Genomic DNA, 12,740 nt, shown 5'->3' with positions numbered 1-12,740 from the left:
TCATGGCAGAGAGCGAAAGCGGTCAGGACAAAACAGAAGACCCCACGGAGAAAAAGAAAAAGGATGCCCGGGAGAAGGGCGAAATTGCCCGCTCCAAGGAGCTGAACACCCTGGCCATCATGCTCGTCGGTGCCAGTGCGCTGCTGATTTTCGGCGGGGTCATGGCGCAAGACATGATGGAGCTGATGCGCCTGAATTTTTCGCTGCCGCGGGAGGTGATTCTGGATCAGCGATCCATGGCCACCTACCTCATGCATTCAGGGAAAATCGCGCTCTGGTCGATTCAACCCTTCATGATTGCGATGGTGCTGGCGGCGATTATCGGACCGATTTCACTCGGTGGCTGGTTGTTCGCCGCGGGTTCCATGGCGCCCAAATTCAGTCGCATGAACCCCGGTCCGGGCCTCAAGCGCATGTTTTCCGGCAAGGCGCTGGTGGAATTGCTCAAGGCCCTGGCCAAGTTCATCATCGTCCTGTTCGTGGCCCTGGCGGTGTTGACCTCCGACATCGACGACTTGTTGCGCATCGCCCATGAACCGCTGGAAATGGCGATCATCCACAGTCTGCAAGTGGTGGGCTGGAGCACCTTGTGGATGGCTTGCGGGCTGATCATCATCGCCGCCGTGGATGTCCCGGTACAGCTTTGGGAAAGCCACAAGAAACTGCTGATGACCAAGCAGGAAATCCGCGACGAACACAAGGATCAGGAAGGGCGCCCAGAGGTCAAACAGCGGATTCGCCAGCTGCAGCGCGATATGTCTCAGCGGCGGATGATGGCGGCAATTCCCCAGGCGGACGTGGTCATCACCAACCCGACCCACTACGCCGTGGCGCTCAAATACGATCCGGACAAGGGCGGGGCGCCGATGCTGATCGCCAAGGGCAGCGACTTCCTGGCCCTGAAGATTCGGGAAATCGCGGCGGCCAACGAGATTCTGTTGCTGGAGTCGCCGGCGTTGGCGCGGTCGATTTATTACTCCACCGAGCTTGAGCAGGAAATTCCGGGTGGGCTCTATCTGGCGGTGGCGCAGGTGCTGGCTTACGTTTATCAGATCCGGCAGTACCGCGCAGGCAAAGGCAAGCGGCCGGAGCCGCTCAAGGATGATCTGCCGATTCCGCCGGATTTGCGGCGCGATGCCTGATTTTCAACGTTGCGTTTTGGTTTTTGGCAGCATTGCAGCGAGGATGTTGTCCTTGTCGATAAATTGGTGCTTCAACGCAATCAAGATATGCCCGCCGACCAGTGCGCCACAGAACCACGAGGTCCAGGTGTGAGTGTATTTGGCCAGGTCGTAGAGATCGGGATCGGGATTCACCAGTGAAGGCAGAGTAAACAGGCCCGCCACCAGGATGGGTTTGTCTGCAACCGAGCTCCAGTACCAGCCTGAAAGGGGCAAGGCAATCAGGGCTATTGCGTAGAGCAACGCATGTCCAATCATTGCGCCGCGTTTCATCAGTGCAGACATGCTTTGCGGCAAGGCAGGCGGTTGGTGCATCAGTCGCCACGCAATGCGTATGACAATGGCAAAGAGCAATGTACTGGCCAGCGCCTTGTGCAAAAAGGTGAGCCCGTGTTGAGGATTCAATTCATCACGCCAGTGCGTGGCCAAAATGCCCATCGCCCAGCTGATCATCCAGACCATCGCCATGCCCCAGTGCAACCACTTGGCGGTGCTGGTGTATTCAGTTTTCTTAATGTCCTGCATTGCCGTTTCCTTCCTGTTTCAAGGCCTTATCGATATTCGTTGCCGGGCCGCAGTTTGCAGGGGCGGTATTAACCGGGGGTTAGCCGTCGCGCCGATGGTTCCGGAAGAAGTGTTGCAAAAGCGCAAGCCCGTGAGCACGTCCGTCCAGGCCATCCATATCCCCCAGAAAAAAACATCTGTTTCTCCCTTCGCAAAAGTTGGAAGGCTTCTTGCAGTAGCCGCTCTGCGCCCGCTTCAGGCGTCAAAAGTTTGCTTTAAAGGAACGGGGAAAACCGGTGGATCGCTCTCAGTTAATCAACAGTGCCCGCAGCAATATCGCTGACCTCAGTCGAGGCAATCTGGGTGTGCCGCTGTTGCTGCTGGTCATGCTGGCGATGATGATGTTGCCGGTGCCGCCGTTCCTGCTCGACGTGTTCTTCACTTTCAACATTGCCCTGTCGATCGTCGTGCTGCTGGTGTGCGTGTACGCCTTGCGGCCGCTGGATTTCGCGGTGTTCCCGACCATTCTGCTGGTGGCGACGTTGTTGCGGCTGGCGTTGAACGTGGCCTCCACGCGGGTGGTGATGCTCCATGGTCAGGACGGCCACGCCGCTGCCGGTAAGGTGATCCAGGCTTTCGGTGAGGTGGTGATCGGCGGTAACTACGTGGTCGGTATCGTGGTGTTTGCGATTCTGATGATCATCAACTTCGTCGTGGTGACCAAGGGTGCCGGACGCATCTCCGAGGTCAGCGCGCGTTTCACCCTGGACGCGATGCCCGGTAAACAGATGGCCATCGACGCCGACCTCAACGCCGGCCTGATCGATCAGAATCAAGCCAAGCTGCGCCGGATGGAAGTGGCCCAGGAAGCCGAGTTCTACGGTTCCATGGACGGTGCCAGCAAGTTTGTTCGCGGTGACGCCATTGCCGGCCTGCTGATTCTGTTCATCAACCTGATCGGCGGCATGGCGGTCGGGATCTTCCAGCACAACATGAACTTTGCCGATGCCGGCAAGGTGTACGCGCTGTTGACCATCGGTGACGGTTTGGTGGCGCAATTGCCATCACTGTTGTTGTCGACCGCTGCCGCGATCATGGTGACCCGTGCTTCCGGTTCGGAAGACATGGGCAAGCAGATCAATCGCCAGATGTTCGCCTCGCCCAAGGCGCTGGCGGTGGCCGCTGGCTTGATGGCGGTCATGGGCCTGGTGCCCGGCATGCCGCATTTCTCGTTCCTGAGCATGGCGGCCCTGGCGGCAGGCGGCGCCTACCTGTTCTGGAAGAAGCAGAACGTGTCCAAGGTCCAGGCGCTGCAAGAGGCCAAGCGTCAGCAAGAACTGTTGCCTTCGCCGGCTCGCGCCCAGGAAACCAAGGAGCTGGGTTGGGACGATGTGACGCCTATCGACATGATCGGCCTGGAAGTGGGTTATCGCCTGATTCCGCTGGTGGACCGAAACCAGGGTGGCCAGTTGCTCGCGCGAATCAAGGGCGTGCGCAAGAAGCTCTCTCAGGACCTCGGGTTCCTGATGCCCACCGTGCATATACGTGACAACCTCGACCTGGCACCCAGTGCCTATCGCTTGACCCTCATGGGGGTGATCCTGGCCGAGGCGGAGATTTACCCGGAACGCGAGTTGGCGATTAACCCGGGGCAGGTCTACGGGACGCTCAATGGCATCACCGCCAAAGATCCGGCTTTTGGCCTGGAGGCGGTCTGGATCGAAATCAGCCAGCGTGCACAGGCGCAATCGCTCGGCTATACCGTGGTCGATGCCAGTACAGTAGTGGCAACCCACTTGAACCAGATTTTGTACAAGCATTCGAGCGAGCTGATCGGCCACGAAGAAGTGCAGCAACTCATGCAGTTGCTGGCCAAAAGCTCGCCAAAACTGGCAGAAGAGCTGGTGCCGGGCGTGGTTTCGCTGTCGCAGTTGCTCAAGGTGCTGCAGGCGCTATTGGCCGAGCAGGTGCCGGTGCGGGACATTCGCAGCATCGCCGAAGCCATCGCGAACAATGCCGCCAAGAGTCAAGATACTGCCGCCTTGGTGGCCGCCGTGCGCGTCGGCGTATCCCGCGCAATCGTCCAAAGCATTGTAGGCACTGAGTCGCAGCTACCGGTTATCACTCTGGAGCCAAGGTTGGAACAAATATTGCTCAATAGTCTGCAGAAGGCAGGACAAGGCTCTGAAGAGGGCGTCCTGCTGGAGCCAAGTATGGCTGAGAAGCTGCAGCGCTCGTTGATCGATGCGGCACAGCGTCAAGAGATGCAAGGTCAACCGGTGATTCTGCTGGTCGCTGGTCCGGTTCGCGCGATGCTTTCGCGATTTGGCCGGCTGGCAGTCCCGGGTTTGCACGTGTTGGCTTACCAGGAAATTCCTGACAACAAGCAAGTGACCATCGTTGCGACAGTAGGGCCCAACGGCTGAGGTAGTGGTTTATGCAAGTTAAGCGTTTTTTCGCCGCCGATATGCGTCAGGCCATGAAGCTGGTTCGTGATGAGCTGGGCGCCGACGCCGCCATCATTGGCAACCGCCGTATCGCCGGTGGTGTCGAACTCACGGCTGCCCTGGATTACAAGCTGTCGGCGCTGGCCCCGCGTGTGCCGAACATGGAGCTTGAGGACGAGCTGCGCAAGACGCAATCGCGGATCGTCACCGCCCAGGCTGAATTGAGCCTGCGAGGCGATGGCGAGAGCGACATTGGCACCAATCGTCAATTGTTCGCCGGCTTGCCGTTGACCGCTGCCGAGCCGTTGATCGAACCCACGTATGCCGAACCCCGCCGTCCTGCACCCGCTGCTGCGCCAGCGTCGAGTGGTGTGGACCCGCGGGCGTTGGACTCCATGCGTTTCGAACTCAACAGCTTGCGTGAGCTAATGGAAGTACAGCTCGGCTCCCTGGCCTGGAATCAACTGCAAGGCAGTCGTCCGGATCAGGCGAACCTGTGGCGCCGTTTGCAGCGCATCGGCCTGTCCGGCCCGTTGTCGCGGGATCTGCTGGCGCTGATCACCGATATCGACGAACCCCGTCAGGCCTGGCGCATGCTGCTGGCGCACCTGGCGCGGATGATCGCTACGCCGGAAATGGAGCCGCTGGAAGAGGGCGGCGTGATTGCCATGGTCGGCCCCGCCGGCATGGGCAAGACCACCACCCTGGCCAAGCTGGCCGCCCGTTACGTGCTCAAGTACGGCCCGCAGAACATCGCGCTGGTGAGCATGGACAGCTTCCGCATCGGTGCCCAGGAGCAGCTCAAGACCCTTGGTCGGATTCTCAATGTGTCGGTGACCCATGTCGATCCGGGGCAATCCCTGGTGCAGGCGCTGGATCCCTTGCTGCGCAAGCGCGTGGTGCTGATCGATACCGCCGGCCTACAGGCCAGTGATCCGGCCCTGCGCATGCAGCTCGAAAGCCTGGCCGGTCGGGGCATCAAATCGAAAAATTATCTGGTTCTGGCAACCACCAGCCAGAAACAGGTTCTAACCGCCGCTTATCACAGTTACAAGCGCTGCGGGCTCGCCGGCTGCATCCTGACTAAACTGGATGAAACGGCCAGTCTGGGCGAGGTGTTGAGCCTGGCCATCAGTCATGAACTGCCGGTGGCCTACCTGACCGATGGCCCGCGGATTCCGGATGATGTGCATCTGCCGCGTCGTCATCAGTTGGTCAGTCGCGCCGTTAGCGTGCAAATGCAGGAAGAACCCAGCGAAGAAGCCATGGCTGACATGTTCGCTGACATCTACCACAGTCCGACAAAGCAGGTTGGCTGAGGTAAAAATGAATAGTTTTTGTACCTACATCGATGGTCTGCCATGCATTGTTCCGGTTGAGAACGCGCAGCCAGTAATGTGGCCTCCGTCTATGCAAGACAAGGTAAAGAAATAACATGGGCAGCATGCATCCCGTACAGGTGATCGCGGTGACCGGCGGCAAAGGTGGCGTCGGGAAGACTAACGTGTCAGTGAACTTGTCCCTGGCTTTAGCTGAGCTTGGCCGTCGCGTCATGCTGCTGGACGCCGACCTGGGGCTGGCGAACGTCGACGTTCTCCTGGGCCTGACACCCAAACGTACCCTGGCCGACGTAATCGAAGGCCGCTGCGAGCTGCGTGACGTCCTGTTGCAGGGGCCGGGCGGCATCCGCATCGTGCCGGCCGCGTCCGGCACCCAGAGCATGGTTCATCTGAGTCCGGCGCAACACGCCGGCCTGATCCAGGCCTTCAGCGACATCGGCGACAACCTCGACGTACTGGTGATCGACACCGCTGCGGGTATTGGTGACTCGGTAGTCAGTTTTGTTCGCGCGGCGCAGGAAGTCTTGCTGGTGGTCTGCGATGAGCCGACTTCGATCACCGACGCCTACGCCTTGATCAAATTGCTCAACCGCGATTACGGCATGAACCGTTTCCGGGTCCTGGCCAACATGGCGCAGAGCCCGCAGGAAGGCCGCAATCTGTTCGCCAAACTGACCAAGGTCACGGATCGCTTTCTCGACGTCGCCCTGCAATATGTCGGTGCCGTGCCTTACGACGAAAGCGTACGCAAGGCGGTACAGAAGCAACGTGCCGTCTACGAAGCGTTCCCGCGCTCCAAGTGCTCGCTGGCGTTCAAGGCTATAGCCCAAAAAGTCGACACCTGGCCGCTGCCTGCCAACCCGCGCGGACACCTGGAGTTTTTCGTTGAGCGCCTCGTGCAACAAACGGCAGGACCCGTGCTATGACCGCCAGCGGTTACAACCTTTACAAGAAGTCGGCACGTGATGCGCAGTACGAGTTGATCGAGCGTTACGCGCCACTGGTTAAACGCATTGCCTACCATTTGCTGGCGCGTCTGCCGGCCAGTGTCCAGGTCGAAGACCTGATCCAGGCCGGGATGATCGGCCTGCTGGAAGTGTCGGCCAAATACGACGCCAGCAAAGGCGCGAGTTTCGAAACGTACGCGGGCATACGAATCCGCGGCGCCATGCTCGATGAAGTGCGCAAGGGGGACTGGGCGCCTCGTTCGGTTCACCGCAACACGCGCATGGTCAGCGACGCAATTCGCTCGATTGAAGCTAAAACCGGCCGTGACGCTAAAGATCACGAAGTTGCGGCCGAACTCCAATTGAGTCTCGATGATTATTACGGGATTTTGAACGACACCCTGGGCAGCCGGTTGTTCAGCTTCGACGATCTGTTGCAGGACGGCGAACACGAAGGGCTGCACGAGGATGGCGCGAGTGCTCATCTCGAGCCGTCACGCGATCTGGAAGATGAACGCTTCCAGGCGGCGCTGGCGGATGCGATTGCCAATTTGCCGGAGCGCGAGCGACTGGTGTTGGCGCTGTACTACGACGAAGAGTTGAATCTCAAGGAAATCGGTGAGGTCCTGGGGGTTAGCGAATCTCGGGTCAGCCAGTTACACAGCCAGTGCGCGGCCCGCTTGCGGGGGCGTTTGGGAGAGTGGCGAGCGCGCTGAAGGCAGTGTGGGGGCACTGCGACGTGACTGGTGGGGTATTAACCGCGCCGGTCTCGATCCGTTGTACTCCGGACTGTTATTAAGTGCTTTGCCAGATTGATTGAAATGGCGCGTCCAGGTGCTGGGCGCGTTTTAGTCTGCTTGGAGGTCGAATTGGACAAGAACATGAAAATCCTCATCGTTGATGACTTCTCAACGATGCGGCGGATCATAAAAAACCTGTTGCGTGACCTTGGGTTCACCAACACGGTCGAGGCCGACGATGGCACTACTGCCATTCCGGTTCTCAACAGCGGGAGCATCGACTTTCTGGTGACGGACTGGAACATGCCTGGCATGACCGGTATTGATCTGCTGCGCCACGTGCGTGCCGATGAAAAACTCAAGCATCTGCCAGTGTTGATGGTGACCGCTGAAGCCAAGCGCGAGCAGATCATCGAAGCGGCCCAGGCGGGCGTTAACGGCTATGTGGTCAAACCCTTCACGGCCCAGGCGTTGAAAGAAAAAATCGAGAAGATTTTCGAACGCATTGGTTGAACTGCGCCACGGGGGAGCTATGGGACATAACGAATCATCGCAGGGCGATTTCGAATCGACCCTGAAAAAACACGCCGTCGAACTGGTCGCGAGCCTTGAAAAAGGCAGGTTCGGCGATGCTGTGCAATTGATCCATGAGCTCAACCAGACCCGTGACCGCGGCCTGTACCAGGAAGTGGGCAAGCTCACCCGCGAGCTGCATAGTGCGATCGTCAATTTCCAGATTGACCCGCACATGCCGCAAGCCGAGGAGGTGTCACAGATCACCGACGCCACCGAGCGTCTGGGTTATGTGGTCAAGCTGACCGAGGCCGCAGCCAACCGCACCATGGACCTGGTGGAAACCGCCACGCCGCTGGTCAACAGCCTGGCTGATGAAGCCCAGGCCTTGAGCACGGACTGGGGGCGGTTCATGCGTCGCGAAGTCGGGGCTGAAGAGTTCCGCGAGCTGGCCCGGCGAGTCGACGGGTTCCTGTCGCGCAGCAGCGCAGACAACCGCGCGGTGTCGAGCAACCTGAACGACATCCTGCTTGCCCAGGATTACCAGGACCTCACCGGTCAGGTGATCAAGCGTGTGACCCTTCTGGTCACCGAAGTCGAAAGCAACCTGCTCAAGCTCGTGCTCATGGCCAGTCAGGTGGACCGCTTCGCGGGCATCGAACATGACCGTGAAGCGATGCTTGCAGAAAAAGATCCACAAAAACATCTCTCTCAGGGTGAAGGTCCGCAGATTCATGCCGATAAAAGAGAAGACGTTGTGTCCGGTCAGGACGATGTGGACGATTTGTTATCCAGCCTGGGATTTTAGCGTTTTAGAATTTTAGGTTTTTTGGGTTTTTAGACCTGTAGGAGCACCCCCTTAATGAGCTTCGGCGCCGATGAAGAGATCCTTCAGGATTTCCTGGTTGAGGCCGGCGAGATTCTAGAGCAACTGTCCGAGCAACTGGTCGAGCTGGAAAGCCGGCCGGATGATGCGGACTTGCTCAATGCAATTTTTCGCGGTTTTCACACTGTAAAAGGGGGCGCCGGCTTCCTTCAGCTCAATGAGCTGGTGGAGTGCTGTCACATCGCCGAGAACGTGTTCGACATCCTGCGCAAGGGCGAGCGTCGCGTTGACTCGGAATTGATGGACGTGGTTCTCGAAGCACTGGACGCGGTGAACGGCATGTTCGGCGAAGTCCGCGAGCGCAGTCCGATCACGGCGGCCACACCCGAATTGCTTGCGGCGCTGGCCCGTCTGGCCGAGCCGCAAACCGCTGACGAGGCGGCTCCTGCGCCCGCAGTTGAAGTGGTGCAAGAGCCTGTTGCCGAAAGCGACTCGGGCGACATCACCGACAACGAATTCGAACAACTGCTGGACTCGCTGAATGCCGTCAAGGCCCAGGCTGAAGCGCCAGCAGCTGCTCCAGTACCGGACGGCGCTGCCGCCGCCAGTGACGAAATCACCGATGCCGAGTTCGAGTCGTTGCTCGATCAACTGCACGGTAAAGGTCAGTTCGCCGTCGATGCGGTGGCGACGCCTGCTGCGCCCACGGAACCGCAAGCCCCGAAAGAGGCGGGCGACAGCTCCGATATCACCGACGACGAATTCGAAGCCTTGCTCGATCAGCTGCACGGCAAGGGCAACTTTGCTGTCGATGCGCTGGAGTCGGCCATCGCTTCGGTGCCAACGCCAGCAGCGCCAAACGCCGCGGTGGCGGGCAGCGATCTGATCAGCGATCACGAGTTCGAATCGCTGCTCGACGAATTGCACGGCAAAGGCAAGTTCACTGAAGTCGGTACTGCTACCGGCGCCAGTGCTTCGGTGGCGACGCCCGTGGCCAAGGCCGAGGCCCCGAAACCGGTGGCGAAGGCTACCGAGCCTAAAGCCGAAGCACCGGCGCCAGCCGCGGCACCCGCGCCAGCCACTGCACCGGCTCCGGCCCGCGCCCCGGCCCCGGCCTCGGCCCCGGCGCACGAAAAGCCGGCCAGTGAAGCAGAGACAACCGTGCGGGTCGACACCGCACGTCTCGACGAAATCATGAACATGGTCGGCGAATTGGTGTTGGTGCGTAACCGCCTGGTTCGCCTGGGTGCCAACAGCGCCGATGAGGCCATGTCCAAGGCTGTGTCGAACCTCGATGTGGTCACCGCCGATCTGCAGACCGCGGTCATGAAGACCCGGATGCAACCGATCAAGAAAGTCTTCGGGCGCTTCCCGCGTCTGGTTCGCGACCTGGCTCGCCAGCTCAAGAAAGAGATCAACCTGGAGCTGGTCGGCGAAGAAACCGACCTCGACAAGAACCTCGTCGAGGCCCTGGCCGACCCGTTGGTCCACTTGGTCCGCAACGCAGTCGACCACGGTATCGAGTCGCCGGAAGAGCGCGAAGCCTCGGGCAAGGCCCGCGGTGGCAAGGTGATCCTGGCCGCGGAACAGGAAGGCGACCACATCCTGCTGTCGATCTCCGATGACGGCAAGGGCATGGACCCGAACGTCCTGCGTTCCATCGCGGTAAAACGCGGTGTGATGGACAAGGACGCGGCCGATCGCCTGAGCGACACCGAGTGCTACAACCTGATCTTCGCCCCGGGCTTCTCGACCAAGACCGAGATCTCCGACGTGTCGGGTCGTGGCGTGGGCATGGACGTGGTGAAAACCAAGATTTCCCAGCTCAACGGCTCGATCAACATCTACTCGGCCAAGGGCCAGGGTTCGAAGATCGTCATCAAGGTGCCATTGACCCTGGCGATCATGCCGACGCTGATGGTCATGCTCGGCAACCAGGCGTTCGCGTTCCCGCTGGTGAACGTCAACGAAATTTTCCACCTCGACCTGTCGACCACCAACGTCGTGGACGGCCAGGAAGTGGTGATCGTTCGGGACAAGGCGCTGCCGTTGTTCTACCTCAAACGCTGGCTGGTCAGCTCCGCCGCTCACGAAGAGCAGCGCGAGGGCCATGTGGTGATCCTTTCGGTGGGCACTCAGCGGATCGGCTTCGTCGTCGATCAACTGGTGGGCCAGGAAGAAGTGGTCATCAAGCCATTGGGCAAAATGCTCCAGGGAACCCCAGGCATGTCGGGCGCCACCATTACCGGTGACGGTCGCATCGCGCTGATTCTCGATGTTCCGAGCATGCTCAAGCGTTACGCCACGCGGCGTATTTGATTCTGATGGAGCGGGGCAACTGAGCCTCGCTCTGTCTAATGGAGTGTTTATGGCAGTCAAAGTCCTGGTGGTGGATGATTCGGGGTTTTTCCGCCGCCGCGTCTCGGAAATTCTTTCAGCGGATTCGAATATCCAGGTCGTCGGTACGGCGACCAACGGAAAAGAGGCGATCGATCAGGCGCTGGCCCTCAAGCCCGACGTGATCACCATGGACTACGAGATGCCGATGATGGATGGCATCACGGCAGTGCGGCACATCATGCAGCGCTGCCCGACTCCGGTGTTGATGTTTTCATCGCTGACCCACGAAGGTGCCCGGGTCACCCTGGATGCGCTGGACGCCGGCGCGGTGGATTTCCTGCCGAAGAATTTCGAAGACATTTCGCGCAATCCCGAGAAGGTCAAGCAACTGCTGTGCGAGAAGATTCTCAGCATCTCGCGCAGCAATCGTCGTGTCAGCACCTACAGTGCTCCGGCGCCCGTCGCTGCCCCGGCCCCGACACCCGCGCCATCAAGCGCCAGCAGCTACGGCAGCAACGTGCCTGCGCGTCCGGCACCGGCTCCGATTCCGGCTCGTGCTGCGCACGCGCCTTCGTCGCCAGCGCCAAAACGCAAGGCCTACAAACTGGTCGCCATCGGCACCTCCACCGGCGGTCCGGTTGCGCTGCAACGGGTATTGACCCAGTTGCCGGCCAATTTCCCTGCACCGATCGTGCTGATCCAGCACATGCCCGCAGCCTTCACCAAGGCATTCGCCGAGCGTCTGGACAAGCTCTGCCGCATCAGCGTCAAGGAAGCCGAAGACGGCGACATCTTGCGTCCGGGCCTGGCGCTGCTGGCGCCGGGTGGCAAGCAAATGATGATCGACGGCCGTGGCGCGGTGAAAATCCTGCCGGGCGACGAGCGTCTGAACTACAAACCGTGTGTCGACATCACCTTCGGTTCCGCCGCCAAGTCCTACGGTGACAAAGTTCTGGCGGTCGTGTTGACCGGGATGGGTGCCGACGGTCGTGAAGGTGCGCGCCTGCTCAAGCAGGGCGGCAGTTCGATCTGGGCCCAGGACGAAGCCAGTTGCGTGATCTACGGAATGCCGATGGCCATCGTCAAAGCCGAACTCGCCGACGCGGTGTATAGCCTCGACGACATTGGCCGGCACTTGGTCGAGGCGTGTGTCTGATGGACGTTCTCAGCCTGATCGGGATCATTCTGGCGTTCGTTGCCATCATTGGTGGCAACTTCCTCGAAGGCGGTCACCTCGGTGCATTGGCCAACGGCCCGGCGGCGTTGATCGTACTCGGCGGGACCTTCGGCGCGGCGTTGCTGCAATCCCCGATGAGCGCCTTCAAGCGCGCCATACAGATTCTGGCGTGGATTCTGTTTCCGCCGCGCATCGATCTAGCCGGTGGCGTCGACCGTGTCGTCAACTGGAGCCTGACCGCGCGCAAGGAAGGCTTGCTCGGGCTGGAAGGCATGGCCGACACCGAACCCGACAACTACTCGCGCAAAGGCCTGCAACTGCTGGTCGACGGTGCCGAACCCGAGGCGATCCGCAGCATTCTGGAAGTCGATTTCTATACCCAGGAAAGCCGTGACATCGAAGCTGCCAAGGTCTTCGAAAGCATGGGCGGTTACGCACCCACCATCGGCATCATCGGTGCGGTGATGGGCCTGATTCACGTCATGGGCAATCTGGGGGATCCGTCGCAACTGGGCAGCGGAATCGCCGTGGCCTTCGTCGCCACCATCTATGGCGTGGCCAGTGCCAACCTGGTGCTGTTGCCGATTGCCGCGAAACTCAAATCCATCGCGCTGCGCCAATCGCGTTATCGCGAAATGCTGCTGGAAGGCATCCTGTCGATCGCCGAAGGTGAAAACCCTCGCTCCATTGAGTTGAAGCTTCAGGGCTTCATGGATTGATGGGGG

The 12,740-nt window shown here is 60.0% G+C and carries 11 protein-coding genes; 10 read left to right on the top strand and 1 reads right to left on the bottom strand.

Going from position 1 to position 12,740, the window contains the following annotated elements; genetic code table 11:
• Window positions 1–2: 2 nt before the first annotated feature.
• Window positions 3–1,142 (top strand): flagellar biosynthesis protein FlhB, encoded by a 1,140-nt coding sequence (gene flhB / locus BLV61_RS08310; RefSeq protein WP_047531973.1) that lies wholly within the window; start codon window positions 3–5, stop codon window positions 1,140–1,142.
• A gap of 3 nt (window positions 1,143–1,145) precedes the next feature.
• Here flhB and BLV61_RS08305 read toward each other — a convergent pair whose 3' ends face one another.
• Entirely contained in the window at window positions 1,146–1,706 is a 561-nt protein-coding gene (locus tag BLV61_RS08305; protein ID WP_090464127.1) for a cytochrome b, read from the bottom strand.
• Between the two features lie 275 nt (window positions 1,707–1,981).
• Between BLV61_RS08305 and flhA the strand changes: the two genes are divergently transcribed.
• From flhA to BLV61_RS08260, 9 genes are all read left to right on the top strand, one after another.
• Window positions 1,982–4,111: a flagellar biosynthesis protein FlhA gene (gene flhA, locus BLV61_RS08300; RefSeq protein WP_047531969.1), complete on the top strand. Its 2,130-nt coding sequence runs from the start codon at window positions 1,982–1,984 to the stop codon at window positions 4,109–4,111.
• Between the two features lie 11 nt (window positions 4,112–4,122).
• Window positions 4,123–5,451, top strand: coding sequence for a flagellar biosynthesis GTPase FlhF (gene flhF, locus BLV61_RS08295; protein ID WP_090464124.1), 1,329 nt, complete (start codon window positions 4,123–4,125; stop codon window positions 5,449–5,451).
• Window positions 5,452–5,567: 116 nt separating this feature from the next.
• A complete protein-coding gene (gene fleN, locus BLV61_RS08290; RefSeq protein WP_008001746.1) occupies window positions 5,568–6,398 on the top strand; it encodes a flagellar synthesis regulator FleN in 831 nt (276 codons plus the stop codon).
• Window positions 6,395–7,135: an RNA polymerase sigma factor FliA gene (fliA, locus tag BLV61_RS08285; RefSeq protein ID WP_047531963.1), complete on the top strand. Its 741-nt coding sequence runs from the start codon at window positions 6,395–6,397 to the stop codon at window positions 7,133–7,135. The genes fleN and fliA overlap by 4 nt, the downstream gene beginning before the upstream one ends.
• Before the next feature lie 165 nt (window positions 7,136–7,300).
• Entirely contained in the window at window positions 7,301–7,672 is a 372-nt protein-coding gene (locus BLV61_RS08280) for a chemotaxis response regulator CheY (protein ID WP_003183998.1), read from the top strand.
• Window positions 7,673–7,691: 19 nt separating this feature from the next.
• On the top strand, window positions 7,692–8,480 hold the full coding sequence (locus BLV61_RS08275; protein ID WP_047531959.1) for a protein phosphatase CheZ: 789 nt from the start codon (window positions 7,692–7,694) through the stop codon (window positions 8,478–8,480).
• 54 nt (window positions 8,481–8,534) lie between these two features.
• Window positions 8,535–10,817 (top strand): chemotaxis protein CheA, encoded by a 2,283-nt coding sequence (locus tag BLV61_RS08270; RefSeq protein ID WP_090464122.1) that lies wholly within the window; start codon window positions 8,535–8,537, stop codon window positions 10,815–10,817.
• A gap of 49 nt (window positions 10,818–10,866) precedes the next feature.
• Window positions 10,867–11,994, top strand: coding sequence for a protein-glutamate methylesterase/protein-glutamine glutaminase (locus tag BLV61_RS08265; RefSeq protein ID WP_090464119.1), 1,128 nt, complete (start codon window positions 10,867–10,869; stop codon window positions 11,992–11,994).
• Window positions 11,994–12,734: a flagellar motor protein gene (locus tag BLV61_RS08260; protein WP_090464116.1), complete on the top strand. Its 741-nt coding sequence runs from the start codon at window positions 11,994–11,996 to the stop codon at window positions 12,732–12,734. Before BLV61_RS08265 ends, BLV61_RS08260 begins: the two co-directional genes overlap by 1 nt.
• Window positions 12,735–12,740: the final 6 nt, after the last annotated feature.

This window comes from Pseudomonas mohnii (assembly GCF_900105115.1).
Lineage (GTDB): Bacteria > Pseudomonadota > Gammaproteobacteria > Pseudomonadales > Pseudomonadaceae > Aquipseudomonas > Aquipseudomonas mohnii.
The sequence above is the reverse complement of the archived record's forward strand: the minus strand, read 5'-3'. Positions and strand labels throughout refer to the sequence as shown.

Coding starts and splice junctions, on each gene's coding strand:
- fliA (WP_047531963.1), top strand. CDS start 6,395: ATGACCGCCAGCGGTTACAACCTTTACAAGAAGTCGGCACGTGATGCG.
- BLV61_RS08305 (WP_090464127.1), bottom strand. CDS start 1,706: ATGCAGGACATTAAGAAAACTGAATACACCAGCACCGCCAAGTGGTTG.
- BLV61_RS08260 (WP_090464116.1), top strand. CDS start 11,994: ATGGACGTTCTCAGCCTGATCGGGATCATTCTGGCGTTCGTTGCCATC.
- BLV61_RS08280 (WP_003183998.1), top strand. CDS start 7,301: ATGAAAATCCTCATCGTTGATGACTTCTCAACGATGCGGCGGATCATA.
- BLV61_RS08265 (WP_090464119.1), top strand. CDS start 10,867: ATGGCAGTCAAAGTCCTGGTGGTGGATGATTCGGGGTTTTTCCGCCGC.
- flhB (WP_047531973.1), top strand. CDS start 3: ATGGCAGAGAGCGAAAGCGGTCAGGACAAAACAGAAGACCCCACGGAG.
- BLV61_RS08275 (WP_047531959.1), top strand. CDS start 7,692: ATGGGACATAACGAATCATCGCAGGGCGATTTCGAATCGACCCTGAAA.
- fleN (WP_008001746.1), top strand. CDS start 5,568: ATGGGCAGCATGCATCCCGTACAGGTGATCGCGGTGACCGGCGGCAAA.
- BLV61_RS08270 (WP_090464122.1), top strand. CDS start 8,535: ATGAGCTTCGGCGCCGATGAAGAGATCCTTCAGGATTTCCTGGTTGAG.
- flhF (WP_090464124.1), top strand. CDS start 4,123: ATGCAAGTTAAGCGTTTTTTCGCCGCCGATATGCGTCAGGCCATGAAG.